This is a genomic window from Maridesulfovibrio salexigens DSM 2638 (assembly GCF_000023445.1).
GTDB lineage: Bacteria > Desulfobacterota > Desulfovibrionia > Desulfovibrionales > Desulfovibrionaceae > Maridesulfovibrio > Maridesulfovibrio salexigens.
The window spans coordinates 3,127,406-3,147,283 of record NC_012881.1 but is presented as its reverse complement, the minus strand read 5'-3'; the positions used below and the strand labels follow the sequence as shown (position 1 = coordinate 3,147,283).

18 protein-coding genes are annotated in these 19,878 nt (G+C 47.1%); 10 read left to right on the top strand and 8 right to left on the bottom strand.

What is annotated here, in order from left to right:
• Nucleotides 1–123 precede the first annotated feature (123 nt).
• Both DESAL_RS14420 and DESAL_RS14415 read right to left on the bottom strand, forming a co-directional pair.
• Nucleotides 124–804 carry a hypothetical protein gene (locus DESAL_RS14420; protein WP_015852715.1) on the bottom strand — a complete coding sequence of 227 codons (681 nt, stop codon included), beginning with the start codon at nt 802–804 and terminating at the stop codon, nt 124–126.
• A 185-nt stretch (nt 805–989) separates the two neighbouring features.
• A complete protein-coding gene (locus DESAL_RS14415) occupies nt 990–1,817 on the bottom strand; it encodes a purine-nucleoside phosphorylase (protein WP_015852714.1) in 828 nt (275 codons plus the stop codon).
• 110 nt (nt 1,818–1,927) lie between these two features.
• Between DESAL_RS14415 and DESAL_RS14410 the strand changes: the two genes are divergently transcribed.
• The 10 genes from DESAL_RS14410 to DESAL_RS19820 all read left to right on the top strand — a co-directional run bounded on the left by DESAL_RS14410 (nt 1,928) and on the right by DESAL_RS19820 (nt 12,774).
• Nucleotides 1,928–2,680 (top strand): motility protein A, encoded by a 753-nt coding sequence (locus DESAL_RS14410; RefSeq protein WP_015852713.1) that lies wholly within the window; start codon nt 1,928–1,930, stop codon nt 2,678–2,680.
• A 3-nt stretch (nt 2,681–2,683) separates the two neighbouring features.
• Nucleotides 2,684–3,436 (top strand): OmpA/MotB family protein, encoded by a 753-nt coding sequence (locus DESAL_RS14405; protein WP_015852712.1) that lies wholly within the window; start codon nt 2,684–2,686, stop codon nt 3,434–3,436.
• Nucleotides 3,437–3,570: 134 nt separating this feature from the next.
• Nucleotides 3,571–3,936 (top strand): PilZ domain-containing protein, encoded by a 366-nt coding sequence (locus tag DESAL_RS14400; RefSeq protein ID WP_015852711.1) that lies wholly within the window; start codon nt 3,571–3,573, stop codon nt 3,934–3,936.
• 21 nt (nt 3,937–3,957) lie between these two features.
• Nucleotides 3,958–5,376: an ATP-binding protein gene (locus DESAL_RS14395; protein ID WP_015852710.1), complete on the top strand. Its 1,419-nt coding sequence runs from the start codon at nt 3,958–3,960 to the stop codon at nt 5,374–5,376.
• A gap of 30 nt (nt 5,377–5,406) precedes the next feature.
• Nucleotides 5,407–7,659: a carboxyl transferase domain-containing protein gene (locus DESAL_RS14390; RefSeq protein WP_015852709.1), complete on the top strand. Its 2,253-nt coding sequence runs from the start codon at nt 5,407–5,409 to the stop codon at nt 7,657–7,659.
• Nucleotides 7,660–7,860: 201 nt separating this feature from the next.
• On the top strand, nt 7,861–8,511 hold the full coding sequence (locus DESAL_RS14385) for a hypothetical protein (protein ID WP_015852708.1): 651 nt from the start codon (nt 7,861–7,863) through the stop codon (nt 8,509–8,511).
• 72 nt (nt 8,512–8,583) lie between these two features.
• Nucleotides 8,584–8,937, top strand: coding sequence for a hypothetical protein (locus DESAL_RS14380; RefSeq protein ID WP_015852707.1), 354 nt, complete (start codon nt 8,584–8,586; stop codon nt 8,935–8,937).
• A 12-nt stretch (nt 8,938–8,949) separates the two neighbouring features.
• Nucleotides 8,950–9,504, top strand: coding sequence for a single-stranded DNA-binding protein (locus DESAL_RS14375; RefSeq protein ID WP_015852706.1), 555 nt, complete (start codon nt 8,950–8,952; stop codon nt 9,502–9,504).
• Between the two features lie 444 nt (nt 9,505–9,948).
• Nucleotides 9,949–11,334, top strand: coding sequence for an HD-GYP domain-containing protein (locus DESAL_RS19825; RefSeq protein ID WP_015852705.1), 1,386 nt, complete (start codon nt 9,949–9,951; stop codon nt 11,332–11,334).
• Nucleotides 11,335–11,640: 306 nt separating this feature from the next.
• Nucleotides 11,641–12,774: a GGDEF domain-containing protein gene (locus DESAL_RS19820; RefSeq protein ID WP_015852704.1), complete on the top strand. Its 1,134-nt coding sequence runs from the start codon at nt 11,641–11,643 to the stop codon at nt 12,772–12,774.
• Between the two features lie 127 nt (nt 12,775–12,901).
• Here DESAL_RS19820 and DESAL_RS14360 read toward each other — a convergent pair whose 3' ends face one another.
• From DESAL_RS14360 to DESAL_RS14335, 6 genes are all read right to left on the bottom strand, one after another.
• Complete coding sequence (locus DESAL_RS14360) at nt 12,902–15,415, bottom strand: TIGR03960 family B12-binding radical SAM protein (RefSeq protein ID WP_015852703.1); 2,514 nt, start codon at nt 15,413–15,415, stop codon at nt 12,902–12,904.
• 98 nt (nt 15,416–15,513) lie between these two features.
• Nucleotides 15,514–15,864 (bottom strand): hypothetical protein, encoded by a 351-nt coding sequence (locus tag DESAL_RS14355; RefSeq protein WP_015852702.1) that lies wholly within the window; start codon nt 15,862–15,864, stop codon nt 15,514–15,516.
• 211 nt (nt 15,865–16,075) lie between these two features.
• A complete protein-coding gene (locus tag DESAL_RS14350; RefSeq protein ID WP_015852701.1) occupies nt 16,076–16,645 on the bottom strand; it encodes a DNA-3-methyladenine glycosylase I in 570 nt (189 codons plus the stop codon).
• A gap of 191 nt (nt 16,646–16,836) precedes the next feature.
• On the bottom strand, nt 16,837–18,117 hold the full coding sequence (locus tag DESAL_RS14345) for an L-lactate MFS transporter (protein WP_015852700.1): 1,281 nt from the start codon (nt 18,115–18,117) through the stop codon (nt 16,837–16,839).
• A 218-nt stretch (nt 18,118–18,335) separates the two neighbouring features.
• Nucleotides 18,336–18,962, bottom strand: a complete 627-nt coding sequence (locus tag DESAL_RS14340; RefSeq protein WP_015852699.1) for a nitroreductase family protein — start codon at nt 18,960–18,962, stop codon at nt 18,336–18,338.
• 1 nt (nt 18,963) lies between these two features.
• Complete coding sequence (locus DESAL_RS14335; protein ID WP_015852698.1) at nt 18,964–19,821, bottom strand: pirin family protein; 858 nt, start codon at nt 19,819–19,821, stop codon at nt 18,964–18,966.
• Nucleotides 19,822–19,878: the final 57 nt, after the last annotated feature.

Genomic DNA, 19,878 nt, shown 5'->3' with positions numbered 1-19,878 from the left:
CGAAACGGGGCATTTCCAAATTATTTGGAGATGCCCCGTTTCTATTTGAAACTTGTTCAGTGAATTACGATTTATAGTTTCAGGTAACGAAGTCTATTAAAAGTTTTTGGGATTCCTAAACCCTTAATTCATAATATCCTGCTCAAAACCGGGCTGGTTATTGAATTGATCCGGCACGTATTGCGGCTGGGCAGAGGATTGAGTTGGTGTGCGTTTTTCATATGGCCCGGAGGTGTTGACCATAGGGTAGATATCCGGGTCTTCCTTTATGGGCAGCAGAGCTTTCGTCTTGGAATTGAGCGGCACGGTCCAGTCCCATGATCCGAGAATTTCACCATCGGCAACTGTTGAAACTGCGGCGGTAACAAAAATTTGTTCCTTGCCGACGGAATATGCTCCGGCAAGAACGCATTTTTCCGGCGGGGCAAGGTCTTCATCTAGGGCGGCTAAAGGAAAGCGGGAACTGTCAGCAACGATAGCGAATCCTTTCTGGGCAATGCGCGAGGCAACCTGTTCGGTGAGTACTTTGGCAAAGTCTGTCTGCAGGGTACTGCCACGTAACCTGAACATGGATACAGTGATCGGTGACCCCGGTGGCAGCCTTTCTTCAAGCTGGTTCGAAATCTGATCCCCGGCATTGTAGTTCAACTCCACCATAGGGGTATTATCTTCCTTGAAAAACGGTCCGGTGGTGGGACGTTTGCCGAGATAGTCCAAGGTCCGTTCCTTATAGCCCGCTGAACATGCGCCAAGGGCCAGAAGTGCGGCCAGTGCCAGTATCAAGCTTATTGTTCTGCCTTTCATGAAAGTTCCCTGTTTTAAAATATTAGCAATATTGCAATAGTTTGCTGACGCTAATTTGAATGCAATGAAAATGCCACGGAGTAAAAGAACCGCTTAAACAGCCTTTTGACCCCGTGGCATTTATTTTTGTGCTGGCAAAATCGGGCAGATAAAGCCGGAAAAATGGCAACCAGAGCCAGTCAGGATCAATCCAGCCGGGAAATAATTTCTCTGATCAGGGTGGACATGGCTGCTGAAGATTTGGCTGCCTGTTCGATTACGGCTTCATGGGTTGTTTCAGCCATGCAGTCCGGCAGGTTCTTGTTGGTCAGGCAGGCTATGCCCATAACCTTGATGCCCATGTGCACGGCGGCAATGGCTTCAATGGCGGTGGACATGCCTACTGCATCGGCTCCAAGTCTCTTGAACATACGGGTTTCGGCTGGAGTTTCAAGGTTTGGTCCGGTTACCTCTACGTAAACACCGCGTTCAAGCCGTACTCCCTTGTCTTTAGCGGCAGCTACGGCGATGGCGCGCAGTTTATCGCAATAAACCTTGCTCATGTCCGGGAAACGGACTCCCCAATCATCGTTGTTGGGGCCGGTGAGCGGGGAGTGTCCTGTGAAATTTATCTGATCGGTGATCAGCATGAGGTCTCCGGCATCAAATTGCGGATTGAGCGCTCCGGCGGCGTTCGTAATGAAAATTCGTTTTATGCCCAGCTCCCCCATAACCCGTACCGGGGTGCAGGCCTCTGCCGCGCTGTATCCTTCGTAAATATGGAAACGTCCGCTGAATACAAGTACAGGTTTTTCTTCCATAAATCCGTAAATAAGACTTCCGGAATGTCCTTTTACCGTGGACTGCGGGAATCCCGGTATTTCAGAGTATGGAATTTCAATGGCTGAATCCAGCTTTGTGATGGCTTCGCCAAGACCGGAACCAAGAATGATCCCGGTGGCGTTAGTTTGAAAATTATCTATCTTTTCTAGTATATGCCTGCTAATAGTATGTATAGATTCCGGGGAGGTCATAGGTAGTTTTACTCGTAGTTTCGGGTTTAATGTACGGATGGGGCATAAAGATGCGCCGTGATACCTCTATCATCCGTCTTAACTAGTAACTTAAAAGAGAACGGGATTCTATGGATTTTTCCACTTTAATCGGGATGCTGGTCGGGCTTTCCCTTGTTGTCGGTGCGATTTTTATCGGTGGGGCTGTTGATGTATTTGTCAACGTTCCCGGTATGATGATTGTTATCGGTGGAACTTTGGCCTCTATCTGCGTTGCTTTTCCTTTTGAAGAAGTTTTGCAGGCCATGCTTGCAGGTTTTAAAGCTTTTTCTTCCAGAAAGGTAAAAGTAAACGAAGTAGTGAACATCATGGTTAAGGTTGCTGAAATCAGCCGCCGTGAAGGTTTAATAGCTCTTGAGAATGTCCAGACGGAAAACGTAGTTCTTCGTAAATCATGCCAGCTCATCGCTGATAACGCTGATCCTGAACTTATCCGGGCTACTTTGCAGATCGAAATTTCAGCCATGAAAAGGCGTCATAAGATCGCACAGGACGTATACAAACGTCTTGCGGGGCTGGCTCCTGCCTTCGGTATGCTCGGTACTCTGATCGGTCTGGTTCAGATGCTGTCCAACCTGCAGGACCCTGCATCCATCGGTCCGGCTATGGCGGTAGCAATCCTGACTACTTTTTACGGTTCCCTGTTGGCTACTCTGCTTTTTATTCCCATCGGGGCAAAACTCAGAGCCAGAACTCTTCAGGAACAGCTGCATCTTGAGATTATTTTCGAGGGTGCTAAGTCCATCCTTGAGAACAATAACCCCCGTCTGGTTTACGAGAAGCTTTCTTCGTTCCAGGCTCCCAAGGACCGAAGCGGAGATTAAGCCATGGATGATGAACTCCTGAAAGGTTCGCTGCTGGCCGGTGATGACGATGGAGACGAGGATGAGCCTAATGAGTGGATAACAACCTTTGCGGATTTATCCATGCTGCTGCTGGTTTTCTTCATTTTGCTTTATTCCATGTCCGAGATTGATGCTAAAAAGTTTGATATGACATTCCAGTCTGTCAGCAAATCAATCAGCGGGAAATTGCAGAAGATTGCCACCAGCAAGGTCTCCCGCGAGGAGGCCGGGGCTATTCTTAATCAGGTTGTTACCCGCAGGCAGATCATCAAGGCTCAGCGCAAGGTTTTTGAAGATGTTAAATATCTTCAGACCACCAAGGGCGTGGAAGGTATTATGAGCGCGAAGTTTGAGGATGGCAAAATTACTCTCAAGCTGCCTTCAGATGTGCTCTTCAATCCCGGGCAGGTTCAGCTGAGTGAGAAAGGGCGTAATGCAGTAAAAGCTTTAAAGAATTTTTTTATCAGCCATCCTGACCAGTATATCAATATCAAGGGATATACTGATGATACCCAGCCCAGTAGTAAGAGCAGATTGAAAGATAACTGGGAAATTTCATCCTTACGTGCAGTAAATGTGTTACGCTACCTAATGAAATTAGGGATTAAACCGAATAGGCTTACCGCGACAGGACTTGGGGAAATGGATCCCCTTGTTCCTAATAATTCGAAGCGCAACCGTCAGCGCAATCGTCGTGTTGAGTTTGTTTTGGATAAAATTATGACCGGGCCGTAAGCTCGCGATTATTATGGGTTAACAAAATTATGATTTCAGTCCCAAGGTAAACGTGGTTTTATTTTGGGGAACAGATTTTAGGATTATTGTTTTTCTCAACGGTTTTAACCTGTTGAATGTGATTGGAGAGAGGAATGGATATTTCATTCGATAGCAGTTCGGCAAGAGGAGCTTTCCGGACCAGTCTTCCCGGACTGGCTCTCAGGATTGAAGGTTATCCTTCCGCTTATAGCGTGAAGGATTTTAGTGTTAACGGTCTCGCTTTTTCTGCTGGTAATGACAGTTTCGAAGTGGATCAGCAATTCAAGGTTGATTTTGTTCTCGGCAAAAAAGAGCTTTTAACCGGACTTGATATCAAAGTGGTGCGTGATATCGGAAAAGGTTTGATGGGCTGCATTTATGTTGATCTGGATAAGTATCAGGAAGCACGTCTTGATAAGTTGGTTTTAGAAGTCCAGAAACGAATGATCCTGTTGCGCAAGAAAAAAGGCGCATCCTGATTTCCCGGTTGGTATTTTACTGTGTACAAAGGTGAACATAAGGTCCTAATTGCCAACCGTGGTGAAATTGCCATCAGGATAGCCAAAGCCTGTCTGGAGCTTAATCAGAATTTTGTCTGCGTTTATACTGAGGCGGACAGTGAAAGCGGGCATGTACGTTTTGCGCGGGAAAATGGTGGTGAGAACAGCCTTTTTTGCATTAGTTCCTACCGCGATGCCAATGAAATTTTCAGTGTTGCGGACCGTAGCGGAGCCTCGGCCATTCATCCGGGATACGGATTTTTTGCTGAAGATTTCAGGTTTGCGCGCCGGGTGGTGAAAAGGGAAAAACCGCTTATCTTTATCGGACCTTCGTGGCGGGTGATTCAGGAATTGGGTGACAAGATTAATACAAAACGTCTTGCACGCAGTTTGGGAGTGCCGACCGTTCCCGGGTCCGACAGTCCTATTTATGATGAACTTGAGGCTGTCGAGCTTGCCGACAGCCTTTTCGCTTTTCAGAAGGAGCAGGGATTTCAGGCCCCGGCCATCATGGTTAAGGCTTCTGCCGGTGGTGGGGGGATGGGGATTGAAGAAGTAAACGATCCCGATGAGTTCCGTTCTGTTTACAGGCGTATCCGCAATTACGCCAAGCGTCAGTTCAATGATGAAGGCGTTCTCATTGAGCAGCGTATTTACGGATTCAACCATCTTGAAGTTCAAGTTGTTTGTGAACGAAGCGGGCGTAAGCACATCCATTTCGGAACCCGCAACTGTTCGGTGCAGAGTAGCGGTAATCAGAAGCGGATCGAAGTCGCTCCCGGATTTGCACCTCAAGAAATTCACTATATTTTCAATGCTTCCGGGGTGCTGGACAGCATAACGGAACACTCTCTGTCTATGGCCCGTGCCGTTAATTATGATAACGTGGGAACATGGGAATGGATTGTTACTCCGCGCGGCGAGCCTTTTCTCATGGAGGTCAACACCCGCATTCAGGTTGAGAACGGAGTTTCCGCTGCGATCTCGGCAATCAAGGGTGAGCGCAATGTGAATATCGTGCGTGAGCAGGTCCGGCTCGGATTAGGTGAAGCCTTGGGCTACGCTCAGGAGGATGTAGACCTTTCCGGAGCAGCCATCGAGTACCGCATTATTGCCGAGAATCCGGACTATGATTTTGCTCCGTGGGTAGGTACGATTGACAAGTTCCGCTGGCAGGAAGAAGAGTGGCTTGAGGTTTATACTCAGGTGCCCACTGACCGTCCTTATGAAATTCCCACTGAATTCGATCCCAACCTCGCGCTGGCAATTGTTCGCGGTGACAATCTGGAACATGCCAAGCAGCGCGGAGTTAAATTTTTAAAGGGCCTGATTCTGCAAGGGCAGGATCGGGCGGGACGTAAGCTTGAATCCAATATTTCGTATTTGATTGATAAGAGCTCCGGTTTGTTGGAATTTTAGCCTCTTGTGCTGAAATAATTCAGGATTTGTATGAATATTGATAAGCGCATCGATGCCCTTTCTGAAAGGCTCAATTATATTAAGGATATTTTCGGGAATCTCGAAAATGCCAATATTTCCATGCTCGGCTCTGAGTTGGATGAGTTCCGTGGTTTGCGCGGGACTATTTCAACCAAAGATTCACTGAGTAAACTTGCCCGCCTTGAAGACTTGTTTTCCTTTCTTGAATCCAAGCTCGAGAAAGAGCTGACTCCAATGGATAGGGTGCGCATTGTACGTCATCCTCAGCGCATATGCCTGACTGATATTCTGGAAAATGTTTACGATAACTACACCGAGCTTGGCGGACTTGGTGAGTTCAGTATCGACCCTTCCATGCTTATTGCTCAAGCCTACATTACCAGACGGGTGGGGCAGAAGGTTGTTCATCAGCCGGTTATGGTCATTGGGCAGGAGAAAGGGCACGGGCAGGAATTTCGCAATGGAGGTTCTGCCAAACCTTGGGGTAATGCCAAGGCTCTTCATTACATGAAAGTTGCGCAGGCTGAAGGTATTCCCATCCATACCTATATTTTTACCCCCGGTTCATACCCTATTGAAGATTATCCCGGAGCGGCGCAGCAGATAGCCAAAAATATTTATGAGATGGGCAAAATTGATGTGCCTATCATCTCAGTTATTTCCGAAGGCGGTTCCGGCGGTGCTGAGGCCATTGGTCTTGCCGACCGCAGACTTATGCTTTCTCACGGTTACTACTCGGTCATTTCCCCGGAAGGGGCGGCAGCAATTGAGGCCAACCTTAAAGGCGGCAAACGGGTGGATAATGCTCTGATCGGAAATTGTGCTCGCAAACTCGGTATTACTGCCGAGGATAATCTGGAGATGGGGTACATTGACCGTGTGGTGCAGGAACCTCATCTGGGGGCTAAGCCTGCCAGTTATGACTTTTTCCGCACCCTGCGTTCCGAGGTAATTCGGGCTACTAACGAAGTTTGTATTTCCGTGAAAGGACTTAAACTTTTCCGGGCTATGGCTCTCAAGCAGAAGGGACCGGAAGAGGGTGAGGATGTCTTCATGCGCTGGGCTCTGAGTTCCCGTGCGAGGGCAAGACTGGTTGAGAAGCGTTATGAGAAGTTTCGCAACCTCTCCACCTCTGCATACATGGACCAGCGTTCATTGTTCCTGAAAATGGGGGCAGCTGTTCAGGGAGTGGCTTGGTCTACTAAATCGCTCTTTGTCTATAACCTTGTGGGGCGTACTGTTCGTGCTGCTAAGCAGGGAATGGAAGAGATTCAGGCCGAGGCCCATCTCGTCAAAGAGCGCACTGCCCGATTGCTGAAGAAGAACAGTGCCGAGAATGGCTCGTCGGTTAAAATTTCGAGCGAAGTTCGTGACAAATTGCTCTGCCTTTCCACTTCTGACCAGTCACCATGTTTTGAAGAAGGACGCTGGAAATACAGTAGTCCCAAATGTAAGGATGACCGTACTTTTACCTGCCCCAACTCAGCTAGCGAGGGGTGCCTCGATCTCTGGGCTCCTGATCTGTTTGGCGATTTTGCCGGGGTTTGCAGTAATTGCGGGCATCATTTTCCTATGGAATACCAGTGGTATCTGTACAATGTTTTTAACTATGCCGAAGGTTTTGAATTCAACTCCGGCATTGAGTCTGCCAATCCGTTGGGCTACGAAGGCTTTGATCTCAAGCTTGACGAAGCCCGTAAGAAAACCGGTTTGCGTTCTTCCTGTATAACTTTCGAAACCCGCATGGACGGTATCAATGCAGTGGTCATTTGCCTTGCTGCTCCGTTCAGGGGCGGTTCTGTCGGTGCAGCTGAAGGCGAGAAGATTATCCGCGCAGCTGAAAGAGCCCAGCGCAAACAATTGCCGCTTATCTTTTATGCTCATGGAACAGCCGGAATCCGCATTCAAGAAGGTACCAACGGTGTGCTCCAGATGCCTCGCTGTACTATGGCTCTGCGCAAATATGTGGATGCCGGGGGCTTATATCTGGTAATCTACGATACCAACTCTTACGGTGGGTCCGTGGCAAGTTTTCTGGGATGTTCCCCCTATCAGTTCGGGATACGGTCTTCCAAGATAGGGTTTGCCGGACCAAGGGTTATCACCGAAACTACGGGGATTCCCGTTCCACCTAATTATCACAACGCGTGGAACGCACTTGCCAGAGGACATATTCAGGGAATCTGGGACAGGCGCGAAATGGGTCGCAATATCGGCCAGGCTCTCATGACCATGGGTGGCCGGAATTTGTATTATAGATAAATATACCTACATTTGTGTAGGTACTTATCGTAAAGTGTTTTCTGTGTTAGGGAGTTTCGCAGCAGGTTGACTTTGCCTGATAATGTCTGCAAATTGCCCGAACCGGATGCTGGGTCTTAGGGCTCCGGTTTAAAATGTAAAAATAATGATCTCCGCCCAATGTCGCGGGATATAAGTAAAAATAATCCAGAGGTTAATATAATGCTGAATATTAAGGAACTGCTTGAAGAGATCAAGGCTTCTCCTTACGAGGAAATTGAAATATCTGTCCCTCATACCGGAACTGTTGAATTTACCGGTCTTAAGGTTGGCGATAAGGTGAAAGGTCCCTCCGGTGAATGGAAGGAAAAGCCCGGCACCGTACTGGCTAAACTTACTCGTGAACGCAATACCAAGAACATTACTGCTCCTGAAAAAGGTGAAATTGTTTCCATCCGTCAGGATCTGGAAGGCAGCTTTGTAGAAGCCGGAGAAGTGCTGATCAAGATCCGTCACTTCCTTTCCAAAGAAGAAGTAATTCAGCTGATCCTCAAGAAAGCTCTTTTTCTGTTCAATGCTCCTGAAAAAGCAAAATACTACTTCACTCCTGAAGTTGACGCTAAGATCAAAGGTTCCGGTGAGCGTTCCGTTAAGGTTACCGAAGGTATGGACCTGTTCATTGTTTCCCGTATGAAAAGGGAAACTGCGCTCAACTACAGCGGGCCCGAAGGTCTCATTTATTCCGTATATTTCAATAACGGTGACAACGTTGATGCAGCCCAACCCCTGATCGGTGTTTGTCCTGCTGATCAGCTCAAGCAGATTCAGGAAGTTGTCAACCGCGTTCAGAGCGAATGGGAAGAGGTTGATTAATAAGAGTTTTTGCTTTTTGAAATCTAGCGATTGACGAATTCTTTTTTTCCGTATTAATAAAGGATTTTTCGCATGGGAAATGTGCTCCAAATTAGGGTTATGGCCCGTACATATGATGAAGCCGAAGTTGAGAAAAACTGGCCTTATCTGGTTAAGACCGCTTGGGAAGAACCGCAGCCCGACGGGCGCTCGCGTGGTGTTATCGAGCTTGTCGAGGACCTTAAGGACCGTCTTGAGCTGGGCATGATCCCGGAAGAAAAGGCCGAAGCCATGGCTGAATCCATCCGTAAAGCGTATGAACTTAAATTGCGTATGGAAAAAGCTCTTGGCGACTGGAAAGCTTCGGAAGCCAATACCATCAGCTACGATCTCGAAGACGAGCTGAGTGTTGCGGAAAAGATCGCTTCAAAAAGAAAATTCAGATAAATGGGGGCCTAGATGGCAGGAAGCATGAACAAAGTAATATTGATAGGACGTCTCGGGCAGGATCCGAAACTTTCATACACAACCTCCGGTCAGGCCTTTGCCAACCTTTCTGTAGCTACCGATGAAGGCTACAAAGACCGCAATAGCGGCCAGAAAGTTGATAAGACCGAGTGGCACCGTGTTGTTGCATGGCGTCAGACTGCCGAATTCGTAGGCAAATACCTGTCCAAAGGCCGTCTGGTTATGGTTGAAGGTAAATTGCAGACCCGTAAATGGCAGGACCAGAACGGTCAGGACCGTTACACAACTGAAATCGTAGCCAACAACATTCAGGGCCTCGACAGCAGGCAGGATGCAGGCGGATATCAGGGCCAGCAGCAGAATGGATATCAGCAGCAGGGCGGTGGTCAGTACAATAACCAGCAGCAGGGTGGCTACCAGGGCCAGCCCCAGCAGCAACAGTACAACCAACAGCCTCAGCAGCAGGGCGGCGGTTTCCCGGATGATGAAGATCTCGGCCCCGCATTTCCTTCCGAAGCAAGCGGAATGGACGAGGTGCCCTTCTGATTTATCGTGTATAGATTTATCCAGTTATGATGACTTCTTCGGCAAAGAGCTGAAAGGAGTTTTAGATTTCAGGGAGTGGTTTTTACCACTCCCTTTTTTTTGTTTTATCTGGATATGATAATCGTTGATTTTGTAAATATGTTTTCATTAATGTTGCAATGCTAATGGTGCGCTTTTCGCTGAATTGGTAAGGAAATGATTCAGCTTGTATCATAAGACATTCCTGAAAATTACAAGTAGAGTCTCCCCGCACTAACTCTTGGGAATGTAAATTGATTATTACCGTGTATTTAAATGTACATCACTACAGTGGTTGGAAAGTCTGATAAATTCTCTAAGGTGCTGTATTATAATTTTCCATTCTCCATAGACAGGTTTGGGAATAGGCAATAAATATATTGCGTATATTAATTTCTTCCCCGATTAATTGGTTTGGAGATCAGTATGGAGAAAGTTGCAAAGACCATAAACAGGCATCCAGAGATAATAATTCTTTTAGTCATCGGAATTATAACTACTATTGCTTACCCTCTCCGAAGTTATTATTTCGTTTTGCCCTATTTTAGCGAGAAACTTCTGAATTATTCCGAAGAAGAGGCCGAAAAAACAGCCAACTATTGGGCAATGGAAGCAACGAGGATATCTTCTTCAGGTGACCTTGAAGTTGATAAAGATATTGATGAGTTAATGAAACATGCAATGCTCAAGTTTGGACTTGAAAAAGTCAAAATATTCAACGCTGCCGGGGAGATTGTATACTCGACCGCGCCAGAGGATATCGGAAAGCTTAACAGGCATGAGTATTTTAAACTGATTGTCGCAAAAGGTAAGAATTTTTCTAAGATTGTAACCAAGAATCAGCATACTCTTGAAGGACGGTTCGTCTCCAAGGATTTGGCGGAAATATATATTCCAATAATGGACAATGGAAAATTTGCCGGAGCTTTTGAGCTTTATTATGATTTAACCTTAAGAAAAGAGGAATTGGATAACCTCTTAATTAATGAGGCTGTTTTTGGTTCTGCAATATCATTCTCATTACTGATAATAATTGTTGTGGTGCTTATTCGAGCTGGCAGGCTTAGCTATTATAGGGATCAAGCTGATGAAAAAGTAAGATCGCTTAATAAAAATCTTGAGAAGCTGGTATATGAAAAAACTCAAGAACTTCAAGTAACACAAGAAGTCTCCATACAATCGCTAGCCATTCTTGCAGAGAATTATGATCCGGATACTGGCGAGCATCTAAACCGTATAAGAAACTTAACATACATTATTGCTTCAAAATTAAGGGAAGGTGGGCCATACAGGCCGTATCTTACTCAAAAAGATAACTACGTGGATGAACTGGCTTTGGCCTCTATCCTACATGACATCGGTAAGACATCTGTTCCTGTTGAAATATTGTCGAAGCAGGGCAAGTTAACGGATGAAGAATTTAAGATTGTAAGGGAGCACACTACAGTAGCGGGGACAGTACTGAACTTGGGAAACGAGATTTTTATCAATGAATTTGGCAAGGATTCTTATCTTGCTTTGGCTGCAGATGTTGCACTCTATCATCATGAAAAATGGGATGGTACAGGGTACCCGTTAGGGTTATGTGGAGAGGAGATTCCACTTTCAGCCCGAATCGTGGCGATTGCAGATGTATATGATGCCTTGCGTAGTAAAAGGCCATACAAAGCCCCTTGGTCACACGAAAAGGCAATGGAATTAATCAAAAGCGAGTCCGGCAAGCATTTTGATCCAGTTGTTGTTGACGCATTTTTAGAAGTTGAACAAATATTTAAGGATGATTCTTCCAAGTTCTGTCCAATGAAGTTTTAAAACTCTTTGATTGGTGTAAGGCTTTATGCTGTTAAGTGTTTTTCGGTTACGTGTATAGATTTCATCCGTTGCGATTGCTTCTTGGGTAAGGAGCTGAAAGGCGTTTTAGATTTCAGGGAGTGGTTTTTACCACTCCCTTTTTTTGTAATTTCAGAAAAGTTCTTCCGGACGTGTCGGTTGAAGATATTTATGACATTTTGATAAGATACATGATATCATGAAAGAACTTTGAAGTGGGTTAGAGGCTGTCAATTTGATGCAGGGAAGGCTTAAAAATTAGGTGTAAAGCAAAAATGTTAGGTGCATATGAATGATTTCAATACCGAAAGGCAATCAAGATATTTGATGGTTGTTTCATTTACTCTGTTACCTATCTTGTCATTGGTTCTGATTACAGTATTTGTGTTTTTTCATCCTATTTTTGAGAAAATGGAGTTTATCGCAGATACTATATATGAAGAAATACGCCCTGTAAGGGTTTTGCAGAAGGCTTTAATAACTTCCATGATGGGGCCCAATGATTATTTACTTCAAGGCAAAATGGATAATAAGAAGCTTTGGGAACAGTCAAAAGATGAGGTTAACCATTATTTCAAAGTCTTGATTGATAATCCTGCATATGTCGATGAAAAAAGTAAGTTGCTCTATCTGAGGCAGGAGTGGAATAGTTGTATGCTCCTTGGAGATCAAATATTTCAGTTAAAAGTAGTTGGACTGGTTTCCAAACGCTCAGCAGAGTTGATGGAGGAATTTGACCTGCGTGTAGAGACTGTTTCTGAGGATCTGGATAGTTTCGCTTCGTATAGGGAAGAAGCTGTGAGCAGGGCTTACAGTTCCATCCATGACCTTAAGACCAAGACAATTATTGCTACATTGGGAGCAATTTTATTGGGTATGATTTCCGGGGTCTTCGGGAGCATCTGGCTCGCAAGAAACAGAAAGCAAATGATCGAATTCGTAACAAGGGATGCCCTTACCGGAGCATATAACAGACGGGCACTGGATGACGCGCTTCATCAGTTGAATGGCGATAAGGGTTCTTTCGCGGCTTTGCTTTTGGATCTTGATAATTTTAAATCAGTTAATGATACATATGGGCATGATGCAGGCGACTTGGTACTAAAATATTTTGTTGAGGAAACGCAAAAAGTGTTGCGTAGCAATGATCTTTTTGGACGGTATGGCGGCGAAGAATTCTTGATATTACTCTATGATACCAAGCTTGAACATGCCGCCGCCCTTGCAGAGCGGATCAGGAAATCCGTTGAATCGAACACGGTTTATTTACCTTCCTCCGGCGCTCATCATTCATTGACTGTCAGCATAGGGTGTGCGGCAAGTGATGGAAGTAGGCCAAGTGAAGAAACTGTCAGGATGGCGGATAAGGCGATGTATAAGGCAAAGCAATCCGGGCGAAATCAGGTTGTTGTTGCCGAGTAGTCTCAAGAGTTGCTGATTGTTTTCGTCTAATTTTAAGATTGACAGGTCGGTCTTTTTCAAAAAAAACGGCCAGTTTACCGAAATATTCCGGTAAACTGGCCCTTTTAATTAGTCTTGAATTAGGCTGCTATTCGAATCGTTGATCCGTTTTGGTCAGGTCAAAGTCCAGCAGCGTTGTTCCGGGACAGATGGCGGCAATCATCTTCACCGGACTCATGTACATGGATGTCCAGTCGAAGGTCAGTTTTAAAGTCCGCTCATTCATTTCATCGAATTTGACCAGCATGGGACGGATGTTTTTCTCTTTCACCTTTTTCTTGGTGGTGTGGGAGACAATGTATTCATCCGACTGTGCGTACTCGCGCAGACGTTCGATTTTTTCTTTGGCCTCTTCATCGGAGCAGGTGAAGATAAGAGTGAAGTCTTCTATCTCCGGATGCTTCTGTTTTTTGGATAAAGTCAGCGGATCAGCTCCGACAATCTTCATCCCCATGGGCATCTGCCTGTTGAGACGATCCACCAGATCTTGTGCACCGATTTCGGTACGCAGCATGATGTTCATCCATTCTTTCAAGCTTTCTACACCAACAGGCAATGCACGCCCGAAGGACATGCGCGGCATGGGGTGGAATCCCTGAGAGAAGGTCAGCGGCAGTTCTGCACGGCGCATGGCACGCTCAATCACAGGCTGAAGGTCAAGCTGTGACAGGTAGGCTGAGGTTCCTGTTTTAGTATACCAAAGACGGAAATGGCTGCCCTTGATGCCGAGGTCAGGTTTTTCTGTCTGTACGAAATCGGGGACATCTCCGGTCTGGTCGCGGGTTTCAAAAACCATCTTTGGACGCAGGTCCATATTTTCTGCCTGCTTTTCAAGCAGGGATTTGCGACCGTCAAAGTTGCAGACTCCGCAGTTGCGGCATTCTTCGTAACGGCAGTCTCCGGTGATTTTTTCGGAGATACCGCGCTTAAGCTCGGTGAGCAGGAATTTTTTGCTGACCCCGGATGAAAGATGATCCCAAGGCAGGCGGGCATCATGGTCCCGTGCTCCGGTGAATTCTTCCGGGGTAAGGCCTTCCTCTTCCATGGCTTCAAGATAAGGCTCAAGCTTGAGATGATCTTTCCAGCTGGAATAGAGTGCGCCTTTCTTATACGCCTTCTCGATTACAGGGCCGAGTCTGCGGTCACCGCGTGAGAAAATACCTTCAAGGAAGGTCATGCGCGGAATATGCGATTTCATCTTAATGCGCTTCTGGTTATTGAATTTTTCGCGCATGTAATCCAAGCGTTCACCGATTTCTTCGAGAGAAATCTGACGTTCCCACTGGAAGGGGGTGTGCGGCTTGGGTACGAAAGGTGAAACAGCAGCAGTGATGTTCAGTTTTTTGATGTGCTTGCCTGCTACATCGCGAACCTTGACACAAAGATCGACAATGGCATCGAGGTCTTCAAAAGTCTCGGTGGGCAGGCCGATCATGAAATAGAGTTTTATATTCTGCCAGCCGTTTTCATAGAGCATGAGTGCATGTTTCAGCAGGGCTTCTTCTGTGATGCCCTTGTTGATTACGTCACGCATGCGCTGGCTTCCGGCCTCGGGAGCAAGGGTGGCTCCGGTGCGGCGGATGGTGGCGATACGTTCCATGATCGGTTCGGAAAGAGAACCGACACGCAAGGAAGGCAGTGAAATGGAAATCTGCTCAGCTGCACAGTTATCAAAACACTGGGCAAAAAGTGTATCCAGAGCTGAGTAATCCCCGGTGCTCAGGGAGAGGAAGGAAGTTTCCTCGTATCCGGTTTCTTCCAGACCTTCCATAAGAGTCTTGGTCAGTGTCTCCGGAGTGCGTTCGCGGACAGGACGGTAGATGATACCTGCCTGACAGAAACGGCAGCCACGGGTACAGCCTCGGGCGATTTCCATGGTCAGGCGGTCATGAATGACCTGACCGTACGGAAGAATCTGTTCTTTGGGAAAGGGAATGGGTTCGAAATCTTCGACCACAGCCTTTTCCACAAAGAAATCTCCGGGATTCTCGGGATCGAAAAATTCAGGAATGTAGATGCCGGGAAGTTCGGCAAGTTTCTCAAGGCGAGCTTTACGTCCCAGTCCCTGCTCTTTGCATTCGGCAATAACTTCCATGACCTTGATGATGGATTCTTCGCCATCTCCGAGCATGATCACATCAAAGAAGTCTGCAACAGGTTCTGCATTGAAGCAGGCTCCACCTCCGCCGATGACCAGCGGACAGGAATCGTCTCGGTCCGCAGATTTGAGCGGAATACCGGCAAGGTCCAGCATGAAAAGCACGTTGGTGTAGCACAGCTCATGAGTCAGGCTGATGCCCAGCGCGTCCACGTCTTTCAGCGGAGTGTCGCTTTCAAGAGTGGCCAGCAGTTCGCCATGTTCGCGCATGATTTCAGCGGTTTCCTCACAGGGGGTGTAAACCCTTTCTGCGTAGAAATCATCATGCTTGTTAACGATTTCATAGAGGATTTTCTGACCGAGATAAGACATGCCGATCTCGTAAAGATCCGGGAAACCAATGGCGATATGAGCCTTGACCTTAGCGGGGTCCTTGTGGACGGAACCCCATTCCGAACCCAGATAGCGGGTAGGGCGGGGCAAAAGAGGAAGCAACTTTTTCAAAAGTACACCCTTGAATTTGATGCGCTACGCGCTTTTTATGAAAAGATTTCGTCTCCGGCAGCTTAAACCCTTTTCCAGCCGCCGGAGGCTATTTAAAATTATTTTTTCAGCAGTTCGGAAATGTCGGAAACGTTACCGCCGCCCATGCCGGCACCCATGCCGCCGAGACCGCCGGTGGAGAGGGTCAGGTTGCTGGAAGCTTCGAGGTATTTGGTGGAAACATCTTCAGGACAGTTCTTGTAGGTATAGAGAATGTGGCGGCCTTCGATTTCGCCTTCGATTTCGTTATCGAAAGGGTAGCCGAAAGGCAGGATCATCATCTGCACGCCCTGCTGGGAAGGAACGGTCTGGAGTACTGCGGGATCGGTGATTTTGTCGTTTGCTTCGTCCCACTTACCGATAACCATGTCGCCGTTGATGAGTTTGAAAAGTTTTACATCGTACGCCATTAGAATTCTCCTTGTCAGGCTGCGCGAAAATAGGCGCGTCAGGCCTGTTAAAATTTCATTAGAAAAAAAAGACCGGACGGGTTTTATTAAATCCGGTTCCGGTTTGCGGTTGCGCTTTTGGGCAACTCGTAAGAATTAGTGCCTGAAGTCCGGTGTGTCAAGGTTTAGGGCGTGTTGGAAGCGCAAATTGAAAGGGATATTTTAATGTACCTTATCCTACAGCCAGCAACTCTTTGTGGCGGAAGCAACTTATAAGATGATCGTTAACCATTCCAGTAGCCTGCATGTATGCGTAGCAGATTGTCGGGCCTACGAAATTGAAGCCTCTTTTCTTTAAATCCTTGCTCATGGCTTCCGCTTCCGCAGTTTTGGCGGGAACTTCTTCCAGCGTCTGCCATTTGTTCTGGATCGTTTTTCCGCCTGTGAATTGCCAGATGTAAGCATCAAAGCTTCCGAATTCTTTTTGAATATCCAGAAATGCCCGGGCATTGCGTACAGCGGAATTGATCTTGAGCTTGTTGCGGATGATTCCTTCATTCTGCCGTAACCGTTCAATGTCGTCCTCAGTAAAGCGGGCAACTATTTCAGGATCGAAATTAGCAAAAGCTTGGCGATAGTTCTCGCGCTTTTTTAAAACAGTCAGCCACGAAAGTCCGGCCTGAGCCCCCTCAAGGATGAGGAATTCAAAATGAAGTTGGTCATCGTGCAGGGGAACTCCCCATTCGTTGTCGTGGTAGGCTATTTCGAGTTCGTGTTGTGCCCATTGGCAGCGGTTTGTCATGTACACTCCTTTGTTGGGATAATAGATGGTATGCAGTTCGAAGTGTAAATTCAAGGGCAGGGGAATTTCAAAATTAAAAACTCCCCACACGACGCGGGGAGTTTTTAGGGGGTACGGAAGTTAAATGAGCTAAACTTCCGTAAGGAGTTTCTTCAGAGATGAGCTATGCTCAATGCCCTGATGAAATGTTTTTATGTGGTTGTTTCGGGACTGGCGTTGAAACTTCTGTGGGGCTTCTTGACCATTGCGATGGCAGCAGCACCGATTAAACAGCATACTCCGCAGATAGTGAACGCCAGCGGGAAGTTACCCATATCACCGAGTACTCCGCCGAGCAGAGGCCCACCGATTCCGCCTGCGCCGTATGCGAGGAAGATGTACGGATAGTTCTGTCCCACGCTCTTAGTGCCGAAGGTATCAGCTGTGATGGTGGGGAAGAGGGCAAAGTTGCCGCCGAAGTTAAAGCCGATGATGGTTGCTCCCACGTAAAGCAGGAATGCGTTTCCGGCCATGGCTGTGAATGCCAGCAGGGTTGCACCCTGAATGGCGGTCATGAGCAGGATGGAGCGTTTGCGTCCCAGCTTATCACTCATGGTTCCCCAGATGATACGGCCCAGTCCGTTGGCGAGGCTGAAAAAAACAGCCATGGCAGTTCCGGCAATAGCACTTGCTTCAGCCATACTGTGTCCTGATGCCTGCAAAGCTTCCATGGGGTAAAGCTTCATCAGTCCGATTGACATAAGTCCAGCTGCCGCGCTGAAGGTGAAAGTTGCGAAAATGAGATAGAATTGAGGAGTGCGGAGCATTTCAGTGGTGCTGAAATTTTCTTCTTCAGCATCGTTTGCTGCATCAGCGTTAGTTTCAGGGTGATAGCCTTCAGGTGCCCAGCCTTCCGGGGGAAAGCGCATAAAGATTCCGCCTGCTGCGATCATCAGACAGAAGAGAACTCCGTAGACTGAGAAGGTGGATGATATTCCGATTGAGCCGATGAGGTTACCCCATGCTCCGGCCAGCTTGACCCAGGCCATGGCACCGAAACCGAATCCGGCTACGGCCAGACCGGTGATGAATCCTTTTTTATCAGGGAACCAGCGCATGCCGACGGCAATGGGAACTACGTATCCAAGGCCGATTCCGGCACCGCCGATAAGACCGATGAAGAGACAGAGGGCGGTAAAGCTTGTGCCGCCGATGAGACCGGCAAGGGCATAACCCGCTCCCAGTACGAGTGCACTGAGGAAAGAGAGTTTCATGGGACCCCATTGAGCGAGTTTCTTACCTGCCCAGACCATGGATATGGCGAAACTGACCAGCGCGATGGAAAATACAGCTTGAGTCTGGAATTTGTTCCATCCAGCCGCAATCAGTGAAGGGGTGAATACCGACCATGCGTAGATTGCGCCGAGTGCCAATTGCATCAGCACAGCGCCAACTACGGCAAACCATCTGTTCATCACTTTTGTGTCACTCATTTCGTCCCCCGATGTTGTAGAGTTATTTGTTGTTTTCAATCCGGGTCTTTTTCTGCTTTTCTCCTTATCCGTGCAGTCATAAAAGCATGACTGGTCTATTGATGCATTCTATTTTCGGTGAACGGGAATTCAAATTTTGTTTTTCGTGTTTTGTATTGTCTTTTTGCCGTCTGCCCCGTGAATTAATCCGTTTATGGACGTTTTACAGGGCTATGGTGTTAATCGATAATAATATCCGAATATGATTGCCGCCAGCCCTTGGGTGGAATTTCCGTTCCGGGGTTCAGGTAACCGATGGCAATAAGCATTGGAATCCAATAATGATCCGGTATGTTGAATTCCTTGCGCACTCCCTGAAGGTCGAAGCCGTCCATGGGATGGGATTCAAGACCGTTAGCTGTGACTGCGTACATCAGCGACATTGCGAACAGTCCGGTGTTTTTATTGGCAAAGGCCTGTGCTGCCATTTCATCACGCCCGTATAAACCTTGAGTTACACCGGAAAACCATTCTTTTTGCTCTGTCTGCATTTTCCCTGATGCGACGAAATCGTTGAAAACATTTTCAACAGTTGGTTTTTCCTGCTTCCAGCCTTCACGGTCAGCAAGTACGATGAGGACTACCGGAGCCTCGGTTACCTTGGGCTGGTCAAAGGCCAGTGCACGAAGAGCCGTTTTGCGATCCATGTCACGGATAACTTTCAGTTTCCACGGCTGCAAATTGTAGCTTGATGGTGCGTTTCCAGCCTGTTCAATGATCTTTTCAAGCAGTTTTTGGTCAACATCACGATTCGGGTCGAAGTAGTTTACAGCTCTCCGTTTTTCCAGAATTTGAGGGAATTCCATGTTATAGTCCTTGTGGTTTAGGGTGTTTAATAAAGGTTCCGTCTTTATATTCCTGAAAAGCTTTGTCCAATTCTTCGGCGGTATGCATGACAATGGGGCCGCGCCAGTAAATCATTTCATTGATCGGTTTTCCGGTCAGTAAAAGGAAACTTATCGGGCTGTTGCCTGCATTTACCGCCAGTTCATCACCGTCATCGAAAAGTACAAGTGATCGATTCTCCACCTGCTGTCCGTTAACTGTTCCGTTGCCTGCGGTGACATATATAAAGGCGGTGTAGCCTCGTTTGGTGGGATGAATAAATTCAAAGTCTGCGGGTACGGTCACATCCAGATATTCCGGGTCTATGCCGATACCTTTGGCCGGACCTTTTGTTCCGTCTACCTTTCCGGCAATAATTTTTATGCTGGTGCCGTCTTCACGGTTAACAATAGGAATGTCTTTGGATGGGATTTCCCGATATTCGGGATCGGTCATTTTGTTTTCGGAACTGAGATTGGCCCAGAGCTGAAAACCGTGCATGGAGCCGTTTTCATCGCCTTTGGGCATTTCCTGATGGATAATTCCGCTTCCGGCAGTCATCCATTGAACGCTTCCGGCCCCGGTAACAGCTGCATTTCCGAGACTGTCCCCGTGTTCCACATCGCCTTTCAATAGGTAGGTGATGGTTTCAATTCCCCGGTGCGGATGCCACGGGAATCCTTTTAAGTAATCTTCCGGTTTGTCGGACCGAAAGTCATCAAGCATAAGGAAAGGGTCAAAAAGGGAGGCTTCAAAATATCCGAAGGCTCGATGCAATTTTACTCCGGCACCTTCGTGTACCGGTTCGCCGTAAAATATCTGTTTGATTTCTCGCCGCATTGGGTACTCCTGCACTAAGTGTACTGAGACTATTATTTCTCATGGTAACAGTATGGA

What these genes read in the sequence shown, in the direction of transcription:
- DESAL_RS14400 (WP_015852711.1), top strand. Translation starts at nt 3,571, where the DNA reads ATGGATATTTCATTCGATAGCAGTTCGGCAAGAGGAGCTTTCCGGACC.
- DESAL_RS14355 (WP_015852702.1), bottom strand. Translation starts at nt 15,864, where the DNA reads ATGGCGTACGATGTAAAACTTTTCAAACTCATCAACGGCGACATGGTT.
- DESAL_RS14375 (WP_015852706.1), top strand. Translation starts at nt 8,950, where the DNA reads ATGGCAGGAAGCATGAACAAAGTAATATTGATAGGACGTCTCGGGCAG.
- DESAL_RS19820 (WP_015852704.1), top strand. Translation starts at nt 11,641, where the DNA reads ATGAATGATTTCAATACCGAAAGGCAATCAAGATATTTGATGGTTGTT.
- DESAL_RS14410 (WP_015852713.1), top strand. Translation starts at nt 1,928, where the DNA reads ATGGATTTTTCCACTTTAATCGGGATGCTGGTCGGGCTTTCCCTTGTT.
- DESAL_RS14420 (WP_015852715.1), bottom strand. Translation starts at nt 804, where the DNA reads ATGAAAGGCAGAACAATAAGCTTGATACTGGCACTGGCCGCACTTCTG.
- DESAL_RS14390 (WP_015852709.1), top strand. Translation starts at nt 5,407, where the DNA reads ATGAATATTGATAAGCGCATCGATGCCCTTTCTGAAAGGCTCAATTAT.
- DESAL_RS14405 (WP_015852712.1), top strand. Translation starts at nt 2,684, where the DNA reads ATGGATGATGAACTCCTGAAAGGTTCGCTGCTGGCCGGTGATGACGAT.
- DESAL_RS19825 (WP_015852705.1), top strand. Translation starts at nt 9,949, where the DNA reads ATGGAGAAAGTTGCAAAGACCATAAACAGGCATCCAGAGATAATAATT.
- DESAL_RS14385 (WP_015852708.1), top strand. Translation starts at nt 7,861, where the DNA reads ATGCTGAATATTAAGGAACTGCTTGAAGAGATCAAGGCTTCTCCTTAC.
- DESAL_RS14350 (WP_015852701.1), bottom strand. Translation starts at nt 16,645, where the DNA reads ATGACAAACCGCTGCCAATGGGCACAACACGAACTCGAAATAGCCTAC.
- DESAL_RS14335 (WP_015852698.1), bottom strand. Translation starts at nt 19,821, where the DNA reads ATGCGGCGAGAAATCAAACAGATATTTTACGGCGAACCGGTACACGAA.
- DESAL_RS14415 (WP_015852714.1), bottom strand. Translation starts at nt 1,817, where the DNA reads ATGACCTCCCCGGAATCTATACATACTATTAGCAGGCATATACTAGAA.
- DESAL_RS14345 (WP_015852700.1), bottom strand. Translation starts at nt 18,117, where the DNA reads ATGAGTGACACAAAAGTGATGAACAGATGGTTTGCCGTAGTTGGCGCT.
- DESAL_RS14340 (WP_015852699.1), bottom strand. Translation starts at nt 18,962, where the DNA reads ATGGAATTCCCTCAAATTCTGGAAAAACGGAGAGCTGTAAACTACTTC.
- DESAL_RS14380 (WP_015852707.1), top strand. Translation starts at nt 8,584, where the DNA reads ATGGGAAATGTGCTCCAAATTAGGGTTATGGCCCGTACATATGATGAA.